General features: G+C 73.1%; 20 protein-coding genes. 6 read left to right on the forward strand and 14 right to left on the reverse strand.

Annotated elements, in window-relative coordinates:
• Positions 1–7 precede the first annotated feature (7 nt).
• The 3 genes from IE237_RS00435 to IE237_RS00445 are packed head-to-tail and all read left to right on the forward strand — an operon-like array spanning position 8 to position 3,685.
• Positions 8–1,672: a class I adenylate-forming enzyme family protein gene (locus IE237_RS00435; RefSeq protein WP_189799762.1), complete on the forward strand. Its 1,665-nt coding sequence runs from the start codon at positions 8–10 to the stop codon at positions 1,670–1,672.
• Entirely contained in the window at positions 1,669–2,598 is a 930-nt protein-coding gene (locus tag IE237_RS00440; RefSeq protein WP_189799763.1) for a 2-amino-3,7-dideoxy-D-threo-hept-6-ulosonate synthase, read from the forward strand. Before IE237_RS00435 ends, IE237_RS00440 begins: the two co-directional genes overlap by 4 nt.
• Complete coding sequence (locus tag IE237_RS00445) at positions 2,570–3,685, forward strand: 3-dehydroquinate synthase II family protein (RefSeq protein WP_189799764.1); 1,116 nt, start codon at positions 2,570–2,572, stop codon at positions 3,683–3,685. Before IE237_RS00440 ends, IE237_RS00445 begins: the two co-directional genes overlap by 29 nt.
• Positions 3,686–3,771: 86 nt before the next feature.
• Here the strand turns inward: IE237_RS00445 and IE237_RS00450 are convergent, their stop codons facing one another.
• Complete coding sequence (locus tag IE237_RS00450; protein WP_189799765.1) at positions 3,772–4,377, reverse strand: response regulator transcription factor; 606 nt, start codon at positions 4,375–4,377, stop codon at positions 3,772–3,774.
• 42 nt (positions 4,378–4,419) lie between these two features.
• Positions 4,420–4,947 carry an SDR family NAD(P)-dependent oxidoreductase gene (locus tag IE237_RS00455; protein ID WP_189799766.1) on the reverse strand — a complete coding sequence of 176 codons (528 nt, stop codon included), beginning with the start codon at positions 4,945–4,947 and terminating at the stop codon, positions 4,420–4,422.
• 99 nt (positions 4,948–5,046) lie between these two features.
• Here IE237_RS00455 and IE237_RS00460 point away from each other — a divergent pair, with 99 nt between their 5' ends.
• Complete coding sequence (locus tag IE237_RS00460) at positions 5,047–6,030, forward strand: helix-turn-helix transcriptional regulator (protein ID WP_189799767.1); 984 nt, start codon at positions 5,047–5,049, stop codon at positions 6,028–6,030.
• 43 nt (positions 6,031–6,073) lie between these two features.
• Here the strand turns inward: IE237_RS00460 and IE237_RS00465 are convergent, their stop codons facing one another.
• A complete protein-coding gene (locus IE237_RS00465) occupies positions 6,074–6,334 on the reverse strand; it encodes a hypothetical protein (protein WP_189799768.1) in 261 nt (86 codons plus the stop codon).
• 412 nt (positions 6,335–6,746) lie between these two features.
• The gene (locus IE237_RS00470; protein WP_189799769.1) at positions 6,747–6,962 is read right to left on the reverse strand and encodes an EF-hand domain-containing protein; all 216 of its coding nucleotides are present in this window, start codon (positions 6,960–6,962) and stop codon (positions 6,747–6,749) included.
• Positions 6,963–7,036: 74 nt separating this feature from the next.
• Here IE237_RS00470 and IE237_RS00475 point away from each other — a divergent pair, with 74 nt between their 5' ends.
• Positions 7,037–7,675 (forward strand): GNAT family N-acetyltransferase, encoded by a 639-nt coding sequence (locus IE237_RS00475; protein WP_189799770.1) that lies wholly within the window; start codon positions 7,037–7,039, stop codon positions 7,673–7,675.
• A gap of 32 nt (positions 7,676–7,707) precedes the next feature.
• Here IE237_RS00475 and IE237_RS00480 read toward each other — a convergent pair whose 3' ends face one another.
• From IE237_RS00480 to IE237_RS00505, 6 genes are all read right to left on the reverse strand, one after another.
• Entirely contained in the window at positions 7,708–8,901 is a 1,194-nt protein-coding gene (locus tag IE237_RS00480; RefSeq protein ID WP_189799771.1) for a YncE family protein, read from the reverse strand.
• Positions 8,901–9,662 carry a polysaccharide deacetylase family protein gene (locus tag IE237_RS00485; RefSeq protein ID WP_189799772.1) on the reverse strand — a complete coding sequence of 254 codons (762 nt, stop codon included), beginning with the start codon at positions 9,660–9,662 and terminating at the stop codon, positions 8,901–8,903. The genes IE237_RS00480 and IE237_RS00485 overlap by 1 nt, the downstream gene beginning before the upstream one ends.
• A gap of 403 nt (positions 9,663–10,065) precedes the next feature.
• Positions 10,066–10,572, reverse strand: a complete 507-nt coding sequence (locus IE237_RS00490) for an ATP-binding protein (RefSeq protein ID WP_229842167.1) — start codon at positions 10,570–10,572, stop codon at positions 10,066–10,068.
• 97 nt (positions 10,573–10,669) lie between these two features.
• Entirely contained in the window at positions 10,670–11,437 is a 768-nt protein-coding gene (locus IE237_RS00495) for an enoyl-CoA hydratase/isomerase family protein (protein WP_189799774.1), read from the reverse strand.
• Between the two features lie 82 nt (positions 11,438–11,519).
• The gene (locus tag IE237_RS00500; protein ID WP_189799775.1) at positions 11,520–12,776 is read right to left on the reverse strand and encodes a L,D-transpeptidase; all 1,257 of its coding nucleotides are present in this window, start codon (positions 12,774–12,776) and stop codon (positions 11,520–11,522) included.
• Between the two features lie 172 nt (positions 12,777–12,948).
• Positions 12,949–14,127, reverse strand: a complete 1,179-nt coding sequence (locus IE237_RS00505) for a L,D-transpeptidase (RefSeq protein ID WP_189800634.1) — start codon at positions 14,125–14,127, stop codon at positions 12,949–12,951.
• A gap of 215 nt (positions 14,128–14,342) precedes the next feature.
• On the opposite strand from IE237_RS00505, the gene glgX reads away from it, so the two are divergent.
• Positions 14,343–16,547 carry a glycogen debranching protein GlgX gene (gene glgX, locus IE237_RS00510; RefSeq protein ID WP_189799776.1) on the forward strand — a complete coding sequence of 735 codons (2,205 nt, stop codon included), beginning with the start codon at positions 14,343–14,345 and terminating at the stop codon, positions 16,545–16,547.
• Positions 16,548–16,796: 249 nt separating this feature from the next.
• Here glgX and IE237_RS00515 read toward each other — a convergent pair whose 3' ends face one another.
• Genes IE237_RS00515 through IE237_RS00530 form a run of 4 tightly spaced genes read right to left on the reverse strand, consistent with a single transcriptional unit; the run spans position 16,797 to position 20,399 of the window.
• Complete coding sequence (locus tag IE237_RS00515) at positions 16,797–17,438, reverse strand: response regulator (protein WP_189799777.1); 642 nt, start codon at positions 17,436–17,438, stop codon at positions 16,797–16,799.
• Positions 17,435–18,733: a sensor histidine kinase gene (locus IE237_RS00520; protein WP_189799778.1), complete on the reverse strand. Its 1,299-nt coding sequence runs from the start codon at positions 18,731–18,733 to the stop codon at positions 17,435–17,437. The genes IE237_RS00515 and IE237_RS00520 overlap by 4 nt, the downstream gene beginning before the upstream one ends.
• Before the next feature lie 17 nt (positions 18,734–18,750).
• On the reverse strand, positions 18,751–19,500 hold the full coding sequence (locus IE237_RS00525; protein ID WP_189799779.1) for an ABC transporter permease: 750 nt from the start codon (positions 19,498–19,500) through the stop codon (positions 18,751–18,753).
• Entirely contained in the window at positions 19,497–20,399 is a 903-nt protein-coding gene (locus IE237_RS00530; RefSeq protein WP_189799780.1) for an ABC transporter ATP-binding protein, read from the reverse strand. The genes IE237_RS00525 and IE237_RS00530 overlap by 4 nt, the downstream gene beginning before the upstream one ends.
• Positions 20,400–20,504 lie beyond the last annotated feature (105 nt).

The raw sequence follows: 20,504 nt of genomic DNA on the forward strand, positions 1-20,504 counted from the left end.
AGGAACGATGTACGTACGCCGCATTCTCGACGCCCTCGGGAAGGACCCGGGGCGCGTGGTGATCGACCACGCCGACGAGGCCGTCACGGCCGGCCGGCTCGCCGGCTCCGTGCGGGCCGCGACCGCCCTGCTGCACTCCCGCGGCGTCCGCCCCGGCACCACCGTCGCCGTGCTGACCGGCCCGAACCGGCCGTCGATGCTCGCCGCGCGGTACGCCGTCCATCTCCTGGGCGCCACCTCCGTGTACGTACGGTCGATGAACCCCCGCACGGACACGGAGACCTTCTCCGTCGCCACCCAGGCGCGGCTCCTGGAGGACCTCCGGGTGTCGGTGCTGCTCGTCGACGACGAGAGCGCCGAGCGCGGTGAGTGGCTCACCCGCCGCGTACCGGAGGTGACCCCGCTGACCATCCCCTGGGGGGCGGCGGCCGAACCCCCCGGGCCGCTGCCGGCGCGGCTGCCCGAGCCGCGCCCGGAGGACCTCGCGACCGTCGAGTTCACCAGCGGGAGCACCGGCCGGCCGAAGATGGTCGCCCAGCGGAACGACACACGTGAGGAGCTCGTCCGCCGCCTCGCCCATGGCCTCGATCCCCGGGGACCCGCGACGCTGCTGTCCGTCACGCCGATCAGCCACACGACCGCGCCGATGGCCGACGCGGTCCTCGCGAGCGGCGGACGGGTCGTCCTGCACGACGAGTTCGACGCGGGCGATGTCCTCGATGCCTTCGAGCGCCACGGGGTCACCGACGTCTACCTCGCCGTACCGCACCTCTACCGGCTCCTGGACCACCCGGCCGCCCCGCTCACCGATCTGTCCTCGCTGCGCCGCATCACCTACAGCGGCACCCCGGCGGCGCCGGCGCGGGTGGCCAGGGCCGTCGAGCTCTTCGGCGACGTGCTCATCCAGGTGTACGGGACGACGGAGGCGGGCGGCATCAGCAGCCTCAACCCGCTGGACCACCGCGAGCCCGAGCTGCTCGGCTCGGCGGGCCGCCCGTTCCCCTGGGTGCGGGTGGAGATCCGCGGCCCCGGCGGCGGACCGCAGGTGGAGCGGGGGGTGACGGGCGAGATCTGGATCAGCTCGCCCACCGTCACGGCCGGCTACATCGGCGACGAGGAACGCACCGGGACGGTCTTCCGCGACGGCTGGCTGTGCACCGGCGACCTGGGACACCGGGACCGGTACGGCTACCTCCGGCTGGACGGCCGGATCGGCGACGTGATCAAGCACGGCGGTCTCAAGCTGGATCCGGCGGCCATCGAGGAGGCGCTGATGCGCCATCCGCAGGTGCGCCAGGCCACGGTGTTCGGGGTCCGCGACCGCGACTGGGTGGAGCAGGTGCACGCGGCCGTCGAGCTGTACTCGGGGGCCGGGCACACCTCCTGCGACCTGCGGGGATACGTGGCCGCCGCGCTGACCCCGGAACACACGCCGGTACGGGTCTCGGTCTGGCCGCGGCTGCCGCTCACACCCTCGGGCAAACCGGACCGCGCCTATCTGCGCTCCGTCTCGCCGCCGGACCCCACCGCCGATCCCGCCGGCGTCGGAGCCGGCGGGCCGGCCCCCAGCTCCCCGCGCGGAGCCACCGCGCGGGCCGACCCCGTCCGCGCGCGCGGACCGGGTCACCAGCCCGATCACGCCTCCTCGCGAACCAGAAAGGGCGTTCCATGACCGGTTTCGGCCACTTCGCCCGGTCGCTGCGGCTACGGCGGCTCTACCGCCACAGCACGGCCGGCCTGATGATCACCCCTCTCGACCACTCGATCCACGACGGTCCGGTGGTGCCCAAGGGCACGACGCTCGACCAGCTCGCCGCCAAGATCGCCGCCGGCGGCTCGGACGCCGTCGTCGTGCACAAGGGCAGCGTGCGCCACATCAGCCCGGAGCGGTTCGCCGCGATGTCGCTGATCATCCACCTCAACGCGAGCACCAGCCAGGCGCTCGACCCCAACGCCAAGTACGTCGTCGCCGGCGTCGAGGAGGCCCTGCGCCTCGGCGCGGACGCGGTCAGCGTCCACGTCAACCTCGGCTCCGACGACGAGCGGCAGCAGATCGGCGACCTCGGGAGGATCGCCGACGCCTGCGACCGCTGGAACCTGCCGCTGCTCGCCATGGTGTACCCGCGCGGGCCGCGGATCAGCGACCCGCGGGACCCGGCGGTCGTCGCGCACGCCGTGACGATCGCCGCCGACCTGGGCGCGGACCTGGTCAAGACCGTCTTCCTCGGATCCACCGCGGAGATGCTCGACCTGACCGCGGCCTGCCCCGTACCGGTCCTCGTCGCGGGCGGGCCCGCCCTCGACAAGGAGGAGGACGTCCTGGCGTACGTCCGGGACGCCATCGCCGGCGGGGCGGGCGGGGTGGCCATGGGCCGCAACATCTTCCAGGCCAAGGACCCGCGCGCCCTCGCGGCCAAGGTCGCCCGGATCGTGCACCACTTCCCCGAACAGCACTTCGCCGGCGCCCCGTTCGGCGATCCGGACCAGGGGCCGGTGCACAGCGAACGTCTCACCCCCGATCACCTCGACGACTCATCTCTCGACAACCACCTGACAGGAGGTCCGCATCATGACGGACGCCAAACTGTGCTGGCTTGACATCCGCGAGGCCGGCGACGCCACCGCCGCCGTCCTGGAGGAGGCGGTGCACCAGAAGATCGACGGCATCGTCTCCGCCGACCCGGCCGTCTTCGCCGGCCTGCCGCCCACCGTGCGCAGGGTCCTGCTCTTCGAGGACGGAGCCGCGACCGTCCCCGCCGACCTGGGCGAGGCCGACGTGGTGATCGTGCCCGGCCCGCGCGACGCCCGCGCCGAGCTCGAAGCGGCCCACCCGGGCGTGCAGTTCGGGCGGTACGTGGAGATCGTCGACGCCGACACCCTGGAGGACGCCTGCCTGGCGGCGCGTCTGGAGGCCTGGAGCGTCCTCGACTTCCGCGACCCGACGAAGATCCCGCTGGAGATCGTCATCGCGGCCGCGTCGGGCGCGCCCGGCTCGATCGTGACGACCGCGGCCGACACCGAGGAGGCCGAGATCCTCTACGGCGTCCTGGAGCACGGCTCGGACGGTGTCCTGATGCGGGGCCGTACGGTCGGCGACGCGACGGCGCTGCGGACCGCGGCGACGGCGCACGGCGGCGAGATCTCCCTGGTCGAGCTGGAGGTCACGGCGACCACGCACATCGGGATGGGCGAGCGGGCCTGCGTCGACACCACGACGCACTTCCGCAAGGACGAGGGCATCCTCGTCGGTTCGCACTCCAAGGGCATGGTCCTGTGCGTCAGCGAGACCCACCCGCTGCCGTACATGCCGACGCGGCCGTTCCGGGTCAACGCGGGCGCCCTGCACTCGTACACCGTGGGGCAGAACGGCCGCACCCACTACCTGAGCGAGCTGCACGCCGGCAGTTCCGTCCTGGCGGTCGACGTGGACGGCCGCACCCGGCCGGTCAGCGTGGGCCGGGTGAAGATCGAGACGCGTCCGCTCATCTCGATCGACGCGGTCGCGCCCAGCGGGCAGACGGTCAACCTGATCCTCCAGGACGACTGGCACGTGCGGGTCCTGGGCCCCGGCGCCGCGGTGCTGAACAGCACCGAGCTCAAGCCGGGCGACCGCATCCTGGGTCACCTGCCGACGGCCGACCGTCATGTGGGCTACCCGATCAACGAGTTCTGCCTGGAGAAGTAGGAGCACCCGGCACCACCTTCTCGTGACGCCCCGCCCCGGCACGCCCCGTGCCGGGGCCGGCTCGCGTCCGGGGGTCACGGCGCCCCTCACAGCAGCCCGCACTCGGCGGCGATGCGGGCCGCGTCGAACCGGTTGCGGCCGCCGAGCTTCTTGATCGCCGCCGAGGTGAGGTTCCGTACCGTCCCCGCCGCGAGGTAGAGCTCTCCCGCGATCTCCTTGACCGTCGCCCCGCCCGCCGTCAGCCGGAGCACGTCCGTCTCGCGGACGCTGAGCACCGCCTCGCCCGCCGCCGGCGTCCGCAGCAGCCCCGGGTCGACCGTGAGGCAGCCGCCCGCGACCCCCACCAGGGTGGTGATCAGCTGCGGCAGCCGGGCCGTCTTGGGGACGACGCCGAGCGCCCCGGCGGCCACCGCCCGGTCCACCACGGAGGGCGTGGCCGAGCCGACCATGAGCGCCACCCCGCAGGTCGGATGGTGCGAGCGGACCTCGGTGGCCGCGCGCAGGGCCTTGCCGCCCATGGTGCTCTCGCCGAGGAGCAGGACGGTGGGGCGGTGCCGCTGGACGGCCGGCAGGACCGACTCGAAGGTCGTGGCGAGACCCACGACGTCCAGGCCGTTGGTGCCGTTCAGGGTCTCGGCGAAGGCCTCCAGGACCAGCTGGTGGTCACCGGCCACGACGACGCGAATGGACATGTCTCTCCCCGTGGTGACTTCTCGCAGTGGGTTGCGGCCGGCTCAGCGGCTGGGGGCCCGGGCCGCCTCCGCGGCCAGGCCGTCGACGACGGAGCGGACCCAGGCGCGGTCCTCGGCCGTCCCCGGTTCCGGGCCGTCCCCGGCGGCCGGGGCCCGCTCGATGTGCCGGGCGCCGGGCGGCAGCGCGCCCGCGAGGGCGGCCGAGACGATCCGGAAGGCCCGCCGGAGGCCCTCCGCCGCGCCCGGTGGCGGCAGCACCACGACCGCGGCCGCGACGGGCCCGGCGTCGGCGGCGATCTGGCCGGGCAGCCGGGCCGCCTCGTCCGGGTCGCCGATGTCGATCCGGTACGGGAGGGCCACGAGCCCCCGGTCCGCGAGCTCCTTGCAGAGGAAGGCCGCGTTGGTGGCGGCGTCGTCACCGCGGCCCGGATGGCCCGCGCCGACGACGGCGACGATCGCCCCGGCGGCACAGAGCCGGGTGGTGAGCTCCCGGCCGACGCCCGTCGTCGCGTCGACGACGAGGACGACGAGACCGTCGAGCCGCGGCGGAGAGGATCCGGTACGGGCCACGTGAACGCCCTTTCGAGGAGATCGTCGAGCGGGTAGCGTGCTGATCGTGTCAATGGGGTGAATCGGGTGGCTCGTGCGACCTGGCAAGGGGGACACCACGTGGACGAGGTCTCATCGCTCGATCAGCACACGCTGGGCGTCTATCGCGCGATCCTGTTCCACAAGGAGCACGATCCGGAGCGCCTGGCGAAACTGCTGAACTGCACGGCCGAGCAGGTGGAGGAAGCCCTCGTCCTGCTGACGCGGCTCTCCCTGCTCGCACCGTCCCGGGACACCCCGGGCGGGGTGCGGGCGGTGAACCCCTCACTGGGCCTGAAAGTGCTGCTCCAGCGGGAGGAGCGCGAACTCGCCTCGCGGCAGCAGCGGATCGAGCAGAACCGGGCGGCGCTCGCCGCCCTCGCCGCCGAGTACACGGCCTCGGGCCGGTCGGGCGGTCTGGACGGGGCGGAGCACCTCGACAACGTCGACGACATCCGCACCCGGCTCGAAGCCCTGGCCGAGTCCTGTACGCACGAGTCGCTCGCCTTCCATCCCGGCAAGGCCCTCACCGAGGAGTCCGTCGAGGCCGGCCGGCCCCTGAACGAGCGGGCGATGGACCGGGGTGTCCGCTTCCGGACCGTCTATCTCGACAGCGTCGCGGGCGACCGGGTCACCCGGGCGCACGCCCAGTGGATGGCCGAGCGCGGCAGCGAGATCCGTACCTCGCCGACGCTCCCCATGCGGCTGCTCATCGTCGACACCACGGCGGCGGTCGTCGCCGGGCTGCCGGGCCAGGCCCAGCCGTCCGCACTGCTCTTCAGCAGCCAGCCGGTGGTCCTGGCCATGCGCGCCCTGTTCGAGGCGTACTGGGAGCACGCCTCCCCCCTCGACGGTCCCGGGGACGCCCTGCCGGGCGGGCTCACCCCGCAGGAGCGCAAGCTGCTCCAGCTGCTCGCGAGCGGTCTCACCGACGAGGCCGTGGCGCGTGCGCTGGGCATCGGGGTGCGGACGGAGCGGCGGATCGTCGCCGACCTGATGGACCGGCTCGGGGCGTCGAGCCGCTTCGAGGCGGGGGTGCAGGCGACCCGCAGGGAGTGGATCTGAAGCGGTCCCGCGGCGGTCGCGGCGGTGGTCACACGCATGGTGATCAGTCCCGGGGGGCGGTCGGCCAGACGAAGTCGTCCGGGATCTGGGGGATGCAGGGCAGGCCGGGGAGCGTGGGCACGCAGGGGAAGCTCGGCATCTCCGGGTGAGGCGGCGTCGGCCAGACGAAGTCGTCACCGCCCTGGGTCACGGCCGGCGGGGCGGCCGGGGCGGCCTGGGCCGGCGAAGCGAGCAGGACTCCGCCGAGGACGGCGGCGGCGACGGTGGCGAGGATGCTGCTGGTGGCGCGGAGGCGACAGGACATGCGGGTCTCCATTCCAGGGCGGCAACGGTACGAGTGCGGTCGTACGCGCTTCTCGGGAGGTCCTCGGCGACCGGGGGGTTTTCAGCCTTCCCGGCCGCACACCCAGAGGAAATCACCGCGGGGGCCCGCCTGTCCGCTTCCGGACAGGCCAGGAAGCTGCCTGGCAAAGAGCTGCCGCACGACCTGCGGGGAAAACGGAGGGCTTCTCCGAGCGGACCCGCGTCTTCCGGCCAAAAGCCCAGGCCGGAGGCGCCCCCGGGCCCGGGCCGGGATCCGGCCACGCCACCGTGCGTCGCGCGTCCCCGGGAACCGGGAACCCGCCGGAAACGACGCCGGGCCCCGGGCGGGCGGCAACGCGGGGTTGCTGCGCCCACCGGGACCCGGTGGATGGGGCCTGGCGTCAGGCGCCGGCTCAGGCCTTGCTGTAGTGCGCCCAGAACTCGTCCCAGGACAGCACACCGTCGCCGTTGTCGTCGCGCTGCTTGATGAGCACCTCGGCGACCGTCTCGGTGACGTTGAAGTCGCCGTGCTTCGCCATGAGGCTCTTGTACTCCGCGGCGGTGATGAAACCGTCCCCGTCGGTGTCGAAACTGTCGAATGCCTTGCGTGCGTCGTCGATGTCCGCCACTGCGTCCGCCCCTTCTCGGTGCTTGTCTGACGGGGGTCAGATTAGCTGGCTCCCCGGTGCCGGATGATGGGGGCATGAACGACGACGTGGCACGGATCCTGGCGGCGGCGGCACACGGGGAGTTCCCTCCCCCGGACGGAGCGACGACGGTGGTGCCGCAGCCGGGGCCCCGGGACGCGGGGGTGCTCGCCTTCACGGCCCACTCGGTGGTCTTCACGGACGCCGACCCCGAGTGGGTGCGGGCGGAGCTGGCGGCCACGTCCGCCGACCCGCTGGCGGCGAGCATGAACCCGGCCTTCCTGCTGGCGCTGATGGCCCGCACCGGCCGCCGCATGAACACGATCGACCTGCTCACGGTCGCCGACGCGCTGCCGGGCCCGCCCCCGCTGGAGCTCCGCGAGATCGACGACCCCTCGCACCCCCGGGTGGCGCGGGCCCTGAAGTACCGCGACGAGGTCCGGGTGTGGGCGGCCGACGGCGGGGTCCTGATCCTGGGCCGGGGTGTCGCGGGCCGCTGGGAGGCGGCGATCGAGGTGGACGAGGAGGTGCGCCACCGGGGCCTGGGCCGGGCCCTGGCGACGGCGGCCCGCCACCTCACCCCGGGCGACGTGGTGTGGGCCCAGCAGGCCCCGGGCAACGCCCGCAGCGTCCGCGTCTTCCAGGCGGCGGGCTACCGCCCGGTGGCCTCGGAGGCGCTCCTGACCGCCGTCTGACCGGCCCGGCGCCCGGCCGCCGCCCCGGCCCGCTACCGGAAGATGCCGGTGTGGCCGAGGGAGTAGCGGCCGGGCTGGGGGTAGACGGCGAGGCCGTGGGGGCCGCTGCCGACGGGGATGCGGGCGAGCTGCTTGCCCGTGGCGGTGTCGATCGCGTAGACCTCGGAGTCGTAGCGTCCGGAGAGCCACAGGACCTTGCCGTCGGCGGAGACGCCGCCCATGTCGGGGGAGCCGCCGTCCGGGAGCGACCACTTCTTGGTGAGCTTCTTCTGCTCGAAGTCGAAGACGGAGACCGAGCCCTCGCCGCGGTTGGAGACGTACATCTCGCGCGAGTCCCGGCCGACGTAGAGGCCGTGGCAGCCCTTGCCGGTGGGGAGCAGGGTGGGGGTGGTGAACTTCTCGCCGTCCAGGACCCACATGCCGTGGGCCATCATGTCGGCGATGTAGAAGGTCTTGCCGTCGGGGGAGATCTTCACGTCCTGCGGCATGGCGCCGTCGAACGGCAGCTTCTGCTGGCCGATCACCTCCATCTTCTCGGTGTCGACCTTGAGGAGTTCGCCGGAGAACTCGCAGGAGACGACGAAGTAGCGTCCGTCGGCGGAGAAGTCGGCGTGGTTGACGCCGAAGCAGCTGACCGGGACGGACTTCTTCCGCTCCATGGTGTGCGGGTCGCGGAAGACGAGTTCCCGGTCGAGCGAGGCCATGACGACGGCGTACTTGCCGTCGGGCGTGAAGTAGAGGTTGTACGGGTCGTGGACCTCGACGGGCTTGCCCGCGACGCCGGTGGCGGGGTCGATGGGGGTGAGCGTGTGGCCCCGGTTGTTGTTGACCCAGAGGGTCTTCATGTCCCAGGAGGGGACGACGTGCTGGGGCTGGACGCCGACCGGGATGGTCTCGACGACCTGGTAGGTCGTGGGGTCGATGACCGAGACGGTGTTGGAGTTGGTGTTGGGGACGTAGACCCGGGAGGGGAAGTCCCGCACCACCGGGGAGAGCTTGTTCGGCCGGTCGGCGGCGTAGACGTCGTGCGGGTCGAGCAGGGGCGGCATCCCGGGCAGTCCGGCGGGGGCGGCGGCCGGCTTGGGCAGGGCGGGGGCGGCCTTCTTCACGGGGGCGGCGCCCTCGGGGTGGTTCGCGGTGCCGCAGCCGGCGAGGGCGGTGAGGAGGGCGGCGGCGAGAAGGGTCCGGGTGCGCGCCGTGAGGTGTCTCTGTGCGGTGTGTGCCATCAGCTCAGCAGCTCCGTGGTGGTGACCGCGCTCAGGCCGCGGCGGTCGAGGTCGGCGAGGAGGAGGGGCAGCGCGGCGGCGGTGTCCGGGTAGCCGAAGTGCAGGCTGACGACGGATCCGGCGCGGACCGGCCCGGTGACGTTGCGGACGACGGCCGCGGCGCCGGGCGAGGTGAAGTCGAGGGAGTCGACGTCGTACGAGAGGACGTGCGGGTATCCGGCGCGCCGGGCGGCGCGCAGGACGGCGGGGGCCGCGTTCCGGGCGCGGGAGGGGCGGAACCAGGTGCCTACGGACCCGGTGAGCCGGCGCAGGCGCCCCGCGCAGGCCTCGATCTCGGCGAGGGCCTCGGCCTCGGTCATGGCGTTGATGTCGATGTGGCGCTGGGTGTGGTTGCCGAGGTCGTGGCCGCCGTCGAGGATGCGGCGGGCCATGCCGGGGTGGGTGTCGAGCCAGCCGCCGACGGCGAGGACGGTGACGCGGGCTCCGGCGTGCTCCGCCTGGGCGAGGAGCCGCCGGGCGAGGGCGGGGTCGCCCTGGCCGTGGAAGGTGAGGGCGACCCTGGGCCGGTCACGGGGGCCGTGGGTGATCTCGTCCGGCTGTCCGGGGAAGCGCCGGGGGGCCGGGGCGAGGGGCGCGGGGGCGGGGCGGTGCCCGGCGGCGGGGGCCGGGGCGGGTTCCGTGCCGCAGGCGGTGGCGAGGGCTCCCGCGAGGGCGGCGGCCGCGCCCGCCCGGAGGGCTCCTCGGCGGTCGGTCGGCTTCACGCGACCATTCAAGAGGGACTTCGCCGGATTGGTGACGATTAGGCCAATTCAGGACGTTTGCGGGCATACCTGGGGCGTCCAGCATGCGGACGATCCCGGGAAACAATCGATGAACCGCATAGCCATTCAATGTTTGCAAGGTGAGTGCTGCACGTCACCAACGATTCACTGTTGAACTGTCCGCTTTTATCCCATCTTGCCCCACTAGGGACTTTTGGCGACAAGGCCCCCTGTCTGCCATAGTCGGAGACACGACCCCCATTGACCCGGGCCAGGTCGACCTAGCGGCCGTGGATACACCCCCCCGTCCACGGCGCACCACACGGAAGCCCCCACGCGCCTCACCACGGCGCACGGGGGCTTCCGTGCGTCCGGGGCCAGGGCCGTCGTCCGGGCCAGGGCGTCAGGGGCGGTCCGCCACCCGCATCTCGAACCAGGTGGTCTTGCCGCGCGGCGCGAGGTCCACGCCCCAGCGGTCGGCGAGCTTGTCGACGAGGAAGAGCCCGCGGCCGCTGATGTCGAGCTCGTGCACCGGCATCAGGCAGGGCAGTCCGCGCGAGGGGTCGCGGACCTCGATCCGGATCCAGCCGCGGCGGCGCTGCAGCCGCAGCGCGAAGACCCGGGCCCCGGTGTGCCGGACGGCGTTCCCGACGAGCTCCGAGACGAGGAGCACCGCGTGCTCGGCGATCTGCGGACCCAGCGCCCACTGTCGCAGCACGACGTGATGGGTGAGCCTGCGGGCCACCCACGCGGACTCGGGGCGGGACGGCAGCCGCACGTCCTCCTCGGCCGGATTGCCGTACAACTCCACTGCTTCGGCGGCCTGTTCGTCCTCCGCGGCAGGTGACCACCGCGGCGCGGCGGCGCTCGCGCGCTGCCACGGTTGTTCCCTACCCTCCAGGCCCGCCATGCCCCCCATCATGGCCGCACGGAGACGTCCGCGGGGGCCGTTCCGGTGGAATCGGCCCCCGCATGTGAAGGATCGTCACCCGACCCGTGAAGGATCGTCAGGCGAACTTCGCCTTCCCGGGGCCCTCCTCGACGAAGCTGCGCATCCCGCGCTCGCGGTCCTCGGTGGCGAACAGACCCGCGAACCAGTTCCGCTCGATGGCGAGACCGGTGTCGATGTCGGCCTCCAGACCCTGGTCGATCGCCTCCTTCGCGGCCCGCAGGGCGACGGCCGGGCCCTGCGCCAGCTTCGCGGCCCAGGCGTGCGCCTGCTCGTACACCTCGGCGGCCGGGACGACCCGGTCGACCAGGCCGAGCGTCAGGGCCTCGTCGGCCTTCACCATCCGGCCCGTGAAGATGAGGTCCTTGGCCTTGGAGGGGCCGACCAGCCGGGACAGACGCTGGGTGCCGCCCGCACCCGGGATCAGGCCGAGCAGGATCTCCGGCTGGCCCAGCTTGGCGTTGTCGGCGGCGATCCGGTAGTCGGCGCAGAGCGCGAGCTCGCAGCCGCCGCCGAGCGCGTAACCGGTGATGGCGGCGACGACCGGCTTGGGGATGCGGGCGACGGCGGTGAAGGAGTCCTGGAGGGCGCGCGAGCGCTTGACCATGGCCACGTGGTCCATGACCTGCATCTCCTTGATGTCCGCACCGGCGGCGAACACCTTCTCGCCGCCGTAGAGGACCACGGCCCGCACGTCGTCGCGGTCGGTCGCCTCCTGGGCCAGCTCGCGCAGCCGGTCCTGGGTGGCGACGTCCAGGGCGTTCATCGGGGGGCGGTCGAGGCGGATCGTGCCGACGCCTTCGGCGACTTCGAGGTTCACAGTCATGGGAGGAAGGTTAGTGGCCGTTAACGGGAGCGGGCCCGGTGCTGTTGCTCACAGCACCGGGCCCGCGCTCAGTCGCGTACGACTAGGCGATCCACTCCGACCAGTCCATGTTCCAGCCGTTCAGGCCGTTCTCCGGCGTGATCTGCTTGTCCTTGGAGTTCTTCACGATCACGACGTCGCCGATGATCGAGCTGTCGTAGAACCAGGCGGCCGGCATCGAGCTGTCGCCCGCGCCCCGCGCGTCCTGCAGACCGACGCAGCCGTGGCTCACGTTGGAGGAGCCGAAGGTGGAGGCGGGGGCCCAGTAGTTGCCGTGGACGAAGGTGCCCGAGTTCGACAGACGCATCGCGTGCGGCACGTCCTTGATGTCGTACTCGCCGCCGAAGCCGACCGTGGCCCCGTTCATGCGGGTCACCTTGTACTTCTCGCTGATGACCATCTGACCGTTGTACGTGGTCGTGGACGGCGCGCCCGCGGTGATCGGCAGCGTCTTGATGACGGCGCCGTCCCGCTCGACCTTCATCGTCTTGGCGCTCGCGTCGACGGTGGAGACCTGACGGCGGCCGATCGTGAAGGAGATCGACTTCTTCTGCTTGCCGTAGACGCCCGGGCGGCCCTCGACGCCGTCCAGGTTCAGGGCGACCGTGACCTTGGTGCCGGCGGCCCAGTAGTCCTTGGGACGGAAGTCGAGCCGGTCGTTGCCGAACCAGTGGCCCTCGATCTCGACGGCCGGGACGGCCGTCACCTTGATGGCCTTCTCGACGGCCTCGGGGTCGGTGATGCCCCGGGTGAAGTTGATGGAGACCGGCATGCCGACGCCGACGGTCGAACCGTCCTCCGGCGTGTAGTGGCCGATGAAGGTGTTCTTCGGGACGAGGGTGGTGAAGGTGGTGTCCTTCGCCGACTCACGGCCGTCCGCGTCCTTCGCGATCGCGTGGACCTTGTACTGGGTGGACGCGGCCAGGTGCGCGGTCGGCGACCAGCTGGCACCGTCCGCGGCGATCTTGCCCTCGACCGCGGTGCCCTTGGAGTCGGCGACCGTGACCGTGGTCAGCTTGCCCTGCGACGCGGTGATCTTGAGGGCACCGCTGGTGGCGACCGAGTCGGCCCCGTCCTTCGGAAGGATCGTCACGACCGCCTGGGAGGCCGCGTTCTCCTGCTTGCCGCCGCCCTGGGCCGCCGGGCCCTGTCCCCCCGCACCCCCGCCGGTGGCGGTCTCACCGCCGCCGCAGGCGGTCAGGACCAGGAGCAGCGCCCCCGCCGCCAGGGCCTGCAGCCTGACGCCCCCGCGTCGCCGCACGCTCTTGACCGATGCCCCCGATATCGGCTGCCCGTTCACTGTGGTCTTCTCCCCTCGCACGGCCTGGCAACGCCACGACCCCACCCCCGTGCGCATCCGCTCGCGCACACAGCGCTAGATAATCACACCGCAGGACACGAAAGTTCCTCGTGAATGTCACCGTTCCGTCCCGATCGGCGTGCTAGGGGCGGATGCGCGGAGCGGGCCGGGCTCAGTGCAGGGCGGAGCCGGCCTTCCAGAGGTTCCACTCCAGGTTCCAGCCGCCGAGGCCGTTGTCGGGAGCGACCTCCTTGTCGCGGGAGTTCACCACCTCCACCACGTCGCCGACGAGCGTCCGGTCGAAGAACCAGCCCGCGGGCGAGTCCGCGCTGCCGCCCTTCTCGTCCCGGAGTCCCACGCAGCCGTGGCTGACGTTGGCGGAACCGAAGGTGGAGGCATCGGCCCAGTAGTTGCCGTGCAGGAAGGTCCCCGAGTCGGTGAGACGCATCGCGTGCGGCACGTCCTTGATGTCGTACTCGCCGCCGAAGCCGACCGTCCTGCCGTCCATCCGCGTCACGTCGTACAGCTCGGTCACGACCATCTTCCCGTTGTACGTGGTGGTCTTCGGCGCCCCCGCGGTGATCGGCACGGTGGTGAGCAGCTCGCCGTTCCGCCGGACCTCCATGGTGTGCGCCGCCGCGTCGACCAGGGAGACCTGGGAGCGGCCGACGGTGAAGCCCACCGTCCTGCGCTGGACGCCGTACACGCCGGGCGCCCCCTCGACGTCCCGCAGCCCCAGTTCCACGGTGACCTTCGTCCCGGGCCGCCAGTACGCGGCGGGGCGGAAGTCGAGCCGCTCCTTGCCGAACCAGTGGCCGACGACCTCCACCGGCGGCTCCGAGGTGATCCGGATGGCCCGCTCCACCTCGGCCCGGTTCTCGATCGGCCGGTTGAAACCGAAGGAGACGATCATGCCGGTGCCGACCGTGGAACGGTTCTCCGGTTTGAAGTAGCCGATGAAACGGGACTCGGGGACCACCGTGGTGAAGGTGGTGTGCCGGGCCGAGCGGCGCCCGTGCCCGTCGAGCGCGACCGCGTCCACGCTGTACTTGGCGGCCAGCGCGAGCCGGGTGTCCGGCCGGGGCCGCCAGCGCAGCCCGTCCGGCGAGATCTCCCCGGCGACCTCGGCCCGCCGGCCGTCCTCGATCTGAGCGACGGTCACCCGTTCGAGCCGCCCGCTGTCCAGCTTCACCTCGACGGGCCCGTCGGCCGGCACCGCCCGGCTGCCGTCCTCCGGACTCACCCGGATGACGTCGCCCGGAGCCCGCGCCTTGCCCGGCAGGCTGATGTCCACGCCCCCTTCGCCGTCGGCCCCGGTGCAGCCCGCGAGCCCCATCGAGAGCCCCGCCATCAGTCCCGCCACCACGAGGGCGTGGCTCGCCCGCTTCCATACAAGTGTCACGCTCGGCCCAACGACGGCCACCCTCCAGGGGAAACGTGCGTGCGGGTCATGTTGGGAGCACGGCCGTGCGGGCAGAACAGGGGGAGAACCACGCGTGGGAGCGACGGCCGGGACGCCGCCGCTCCCCCGGGTGCGGGCCCGACGAGCCGCGGGAGGCCGGGACGGTGGCGAGCGCAGCCGAGCAGGAGGCGGTACCCGAGCATGCCCTGGAGCGGGCCGGGCCACCGGTGTGGCCGGGGGCGCCGACCCCGCTGGGGGCCCGCTGCCGGGTCGGCCCGGGCGGGGTGACGGGCACCAACTTCGCCCTGTGGGCGGGCGGGGCGGAGGCCGTGGAGCTGTGCCTCTTCGCCGCCGACGGGACGGAGACACGGCTCCCGCTGACCGAGCTGACCCACGAGATCTGGCACGGCTTCGTGCCCGGAGTCGGGCCGGGACAGCGGTACGGCTACCGGGTGCACGGCCGCTGGGACCCCTGGACCGGCGCCCGCTGGAACCCGGCGAAGCTGCTCCTCGACCCGTACGCGCGGGCCGTCGACGGCGATTTCGCGGCGCTGCCCCCGGAGGCGTACGGACACGTCCGGGACTGGCCCCAGCAGCACGTGGCCGACACCGTCCGCGACGAGCGGGACTCCGCCCCGTACGTCCCGAAGGGCGTCGTCGTCCATGACGACGACGACTGGTCCGACGACCGCAGGCCCAAGACGCCCTGGCAGGACTCCGTCATCTACGAGCTGCACGTCAAGGGCTTCACCCGGCTGCACCCGGGCATCCCGGAGCACCTGCGCGGCACGTACGCCGGGCTCGCGCACCCGGCCGCGATCGACCACCTGGTCCGGCTCGGCGTGACCGCGGTCGAACTGCTCCCGGTGCACCAGTTCGCGCACGAGGACCACCTCCTGCGGCGCGGACTGCGCAACTACTGGGGCTACAACTCGCTCGGCTACTTCGCCCCGCACGCCGGATACTCCTCCTCGGGAACGGCCGGGCAGCAGGTCGGCGAGTTCAAGCGGATGGTCCGGGCGCTGCACGCGGCCGGCATCGAGGTCATCCTCGACGTCGTCTACAACCACACGGCCGAGGCCGGCGAACTCGGCCCCACCCTCTCCCTGAAGGGCATCGACAACCGCGGCTACTACCGGCTCCAGTCCGACGCCCGCCGGTACGCCGACTACACCGGCTGCGGCAACACCCTGCACGTCGTGCAGCCGCAGGTGCTCCGCCTCATCACCGACTCCCTGCGGTACTGGGTCACCGAGATGGGCGTCGACGGCTTCCGCTTCGACCTGGCCGCGGCCCTCGCCCGCTCCTTCCACGACGTCGACATGCTCTCCCCCTTCCTGGCCGTCATCGCCCAGGACCCGGTCCTGCGCCGGGTCAAACTGATCGCCGAACCCTGGGACGTGGGCAACGGCGGCTACCAGGTGGGCGCCTTCCCTCCCCTCTGGACCGAGTGGAACGACCGCTACCGGGACGCCGTACGGGACTTCTGGCGCGGGGCGCTGCCCGACGTGCGGGACCTCGGCTACCGGCTCTCCGGCTCCAGCGACCTGTACGCCTGGGGCGGCCGCCGGCCCTACGCCTCCGTCAACTTCGTCACCGCCCACGACGGCTTCACCCTGCGGGACCTCGTCACCTACGAGCGCAAGCACAACGAGGCCAACGGCGAGGGCAACCGGGACGGCACCCACGACAACCGCTCCTGGAACTGCGGGACGGAGGGCGAGACGGACGACCCCTCGGTCAACACCCTCCGGCTGCGCCAGCAGCGCAACCTCCTGACCACCCTCCTCCTCTCCACCGGGGTCCCGATGCTCGTCGCCGGTGACGAGATGGGCCGCACCCAGGGCGGCAACAACAACGCCTACTGCCAGGACAACGAGCTCGGCTGGCTCGACTGGTCGCTGCCGGACGACCCGGGCCGGGCCGGGCTGCTCGCCCTCACCCGCCGGCTCCTCTCGCTGCGCCACCGCCACCCGGTGCTGCGCCGCCGGGCCTTCTTCTCCGGCCGGCCGCAGGGCGCGGACGGGCTGCGGGACCTGGCCTGGTTCACCGCCGAGGGCACCGAGATGACGGAGCGGGACTGGTACGCGCCGACGGCCACGCTCGGCCTCTACCTCTCGGGCCGCGACATCCCCGGCCGGGACGAGCGGGGCGAGCAGATCACCGACGACAGCTTCCTCGCGGTCCTGCACGCGGGCTCCCGCCCCCTGGAGTTCCGCCTCCCGGGCCCGCCGTGGGCGGCGACGTACGAACTCATCGTGGACACGTCGAGAGAGGACCAGTCGGAGGCACCGGGCACGTCGCACGCGGGGGGCGGGACGATCACGGTGGGGGCGCGGTCGATGGTGCTGCTACGGGTGGGGGCGTAGCCCGCCGCCCGTTGTGGGCATGCGTTCCTCCCCCAGACTTCGTCCGGGAGGTGCCCCCAGGGCGGAACGGGTGGGCACAACGGAACGGCGCCCTTGCCGGCGCCAGAGGCTGCTGTGCCTGGACCCGCACCGACTGTGCGCCGCGCAGGGTGGTGCGGGTCAGGGCGCGGAACGCGGAGGCGCCGCTGAGGGCGCCGTCCCGTGTGCCCACCCGTCCCGCCCAGCGGGACGATTGCCCACACGGGGGTCTCACGCGCCGCCCAGGATGCCCCGTTCGTAGCCCGTCGCGACCGCCGAGGCCCGGTCGTTCACGCCCAGCTTGCCGTAGATGTGCGTGAGGTGCGTCTTCACCGTCGCCTCGCTGATGAACAGCTCCGCCGCGATCGCCCGGTTCGCCGTGCCCTTCGCGACGAGGGCGAGGATCTCGCTCTCCCGGGCGGAGAGCGTGCTGTCGGCGGCGGCCGGCGCGCGGACGGCGGTGACCAGCCGGGAGGCGACGGCCGGGGAGAGGACCGTACGGCCCTCGGCGGCGGCCCGCACGGCCGCGAACAGCTCCTCGCGGGGCGCGTCCTTCAGGAGGTACCCGGTGGCGCCGGCCTCGATCGCCGGGAGGGTGTCGGTGTCCGTGTCGTACGTGGTGAGGACGAGGACCCGGGAGCGGGCGCCGCGCCGGGTGAGCGCGGCGATCGCGTCCACCCCGCCGCCACCGGGCATGCGCAGGTCCATGAGGACGACGTCGGGGTCGAGTTCCAGGGCGAGTTCGACGCCCCGGACACCGTCGGGGGCCTCGCCGAGGACGCGGAAGCCGGAGCCCTCGGCGGCGAACATGCCGCGCAGGCCGTCCCGTACGACCGGGTGGTCGTCGACGATCAGGAGCGTGATGTCAGTCATGGCGTTCCCAACGGTACGCGAGCGGAGATCGCCGTGCCCTCGCCCGGCGCGGTCTCCACGGCGACCGTGCCGGCGAGGCGCTCGGCGCGGGCCCGCATGCCGTCGAGCCCGAACCCGCCGCCGTCGGCGGGCCGTTCGGGCCGGGCGAGCGGGTCGAAGCCGCGGCCGTCGTCCCGTACGTCGAGGGTGATCTCGTCGCCCATGTAGGAGAGGGTGACACCGGCCCGGGCGGCCCCGGAGTGGCGCGCGGCGTTGGACAGGGCCTCCTGGGCGATCCGCAGCAGGGTGGCGGCGACCTCGTCGTGCAGCGGCGCCTCGGTGCCGGTCACGGTGAACCGGGTGTCGACGCCGGTGCGTTCGGCCCAGTCGGCGACCGTCTTGCGGAGGGCCTCCGGGAGGGCGTCGTGCTCCAGGGCGACCGGGCCGAGGTTCCGTACGGAGCGGCGGGCCTCGCCGAGGCTGTGCCGGGCGAGGTCGGCGGCCCGCCGGAGGTGCGCCTCGGCGTCCTCCCGGCCGGGGGCGGCGTTCGCGGCCTGGAGCTGGGTGACGATCCCGGTGAGGCCCTGGGCGATGGTGTCGTGGATCTCGGCGGCGAGCCGCCGCCGCTCGTCGGCGACGCCGGCCTCCCGGGCCTGGAGGAGGAGCTGGGCCTGGAGGGCCGAGTTCTCGGCGAGGGCCTGTTCCAGGCGGCTGTTGGCGCGGCCGAGTTCGGCGATGGTGGCGGCCCGCTCGGCGGCCTTCTCGGCGTCCTTCGTGGCGAGGTGGGAGAAGCCGAGGGACAGCGCGGCGTTGAGGGCCAGCAGCCCGCCGAAGGCCAGCCACTGCACGAGCGAGGCGGGCGGCAGGCCGCCGGACTGGGAGCCGGCCATGATGACGGCGGTGACGAGGAGCCCGGCGCGGGCGAGCCGGCGGGGCAGCAGGTGGGTGGCGTCGAAGTAGCCGATGCAGGCGTAGATCGAGAAGAAGGGGCTGAGCCAGGTCAGCGCGAAGGCGAGGGCGGTCCGGAGGACGAAGTGGACGGTCGAGGCGGGCCCCGGCGCACCCGGCACGAGCACGGGTCCGCACCCGGGCGGCTCGGGCTCCCACCCGGTGGCCGCGGCCACCCTGCGGCAGCGGTGGTCCCAGAGCACGTGGAGGAGGAGCACCGCCGCCACCAGGGCGGCGGCCTCCCCCTTCTCCTCGCGGTCCATGAACTCGTCCGCCGACGCCGCGGCGATCGCGACGGCGATGCCGAGCAGTCCGTACGGCCCCCAGCGGAAGAACTGCCGCCAGCGGTCCTCGACGGTGGTGGGCACCCCGTCCCCCTCTTCCCTCACTCCCAGCGGAACCAGCGCACCGAGGCGCCGGTCAGCAGGGCCGTCCACAGGGCCGGCACTCCGAGGGCGGCCCAGCCGGGCCAGCCGCCCGAGGCGGCCGCGTCGAGTGCCTCGGAGGCGGCGCCGAACGGGGTGAACCCGACGATCCGCTGCAGGGTATCCGGCATGGCCTGGACCGGCACCCAGACCCCGGCCGTGAACATGGCGGGGAAGAAGACGACGGAGCCGATGGCCGTGGAGACCTTCTGGGTCCGGGAGACGGCGCACACGGCCGAGCCGAGGGCCAGGGCGCCCGCGACGGCGAGCAGCAGGGCGAGCAGGTATCCCGCGAGGTTCTCCGGCAGGGCGACGCCGAAGGCGATCCGTCCCACCGTGATCGCGAGCACCGAGGAGACGAGCGCGGCCGTGCCGTGCAGCACGAGCTGGGCGGTGAGCACCGCCCCGGGCCGGACGGGGGTGGTGGACATCCGGCGGAGGATGCCGCGTTCGCGGTAGGCGGCGAGGACCGGGGGCATGGCCTGGAGCCCGGCCATGATGAGGGCGAACAGCACGGAGACGGGGACGTAGACGTCGATGACGCGGCGCCCCCCGAGGTCCTCGGAGGCCTCCCGGAAGGAGGGGATCAGACCGAGGATCACGAGCAGCACCGTGGGCGAGAGCATCACCCAGAACAGGGCGGCGGGTTCGCGGCCGAAGAGACGGAACTCGGTGCGCAGGACGGTCGCGGCGGGGCCGGCGGTGCTCATCGTTCGGTTCCCGTCAGGTCGAGGTAGGCGTCGTCGAGGGAGGCGTCGGCGACCCGGAGCTGGCCGGCCGTGATGCCCTCGCGGGCGAGGAGGGAGACGAAGGCGGCGACGGTCTCCTCCGTGCCGGCGACGACCGCCCGGCCGTCCTCCGTGCGGACGGACACGGCGCCGGGCAGGGTCCGCAGCGCCTCCGGGTCGAGCGGGGTGCCGGCGGCGAAGGAGATCTCCTTGGCGGCCGACGCCCGGGCGATCAGGCCGCCGGGGGTGTCGAGCGCGGTGATCCGGCCCCGGTCGAGGACCGCGATCCGGTCGCAGAGGCGCTGGGCCTCCTCCATGAAGTGCGTGACGAGCAGCACGGTCACGCCGGAGTCCCGGAGGGACTCCACCAGCGACCACACCTCGCGGCGGGCCCGCGGGTCGAGACCGGTGGTGAGCTCGTCGAGGACGACGACCCGGGGGTCGCCGAGGAGGGCGAGGGCGATGAACAGCCGCTGCTTCTGGCCCCCGGACAGCTTCCCGAACCGGGTCCGCAGGTGCGGAAGCAGCCCGAGCCGCTCGGCGAGCTCCTGCCGGTCGGCGGGCCGCTCGTAGAAGGAGGCGTACAGGTCGAGCGCCTCGCGGACGGTCAGCTTGGCCTGGAGCTCGCTCTCCTGGAGCTGCACCCCGAGCACCCGGGTGACCTCGTCGCGCTGCGCGGCGGGGTCGTACCCGCACACCTTCACCCACCCCTCGTCGGGGGTCCGCAGCCCCTCGACGCACTCCACCGTGGTGGTCTTGCCGGCGCCGTTGGGGCCGAGGATCCCGAAGATCTCCCCCTCGCCGACCTCGAACGAAACCCCGTCGACGACCTTCCGGCCGCCGTACGTCTTGTGCAGTCCCCGCACCTCGATCGCTGTCATGTCCCCAGACTGCCGAGCGGGCCGGATCCGGAACATCGGCCATCGCGCTCGAACCGGCATCAGCCGATCGGTCGATGCCGGAGTACGACCGAAAACCGGATGAGC

The organism is Streptomyces tanashiensis (assembly GCF_014648895.1).
Classification (GTDB): domain Bacteria; phylum Actinomycetota; class Actinomycetes; order Streptomycetales; family Streptomycetaceae; genus Streptomyces; species Streptomyces tanashiensis.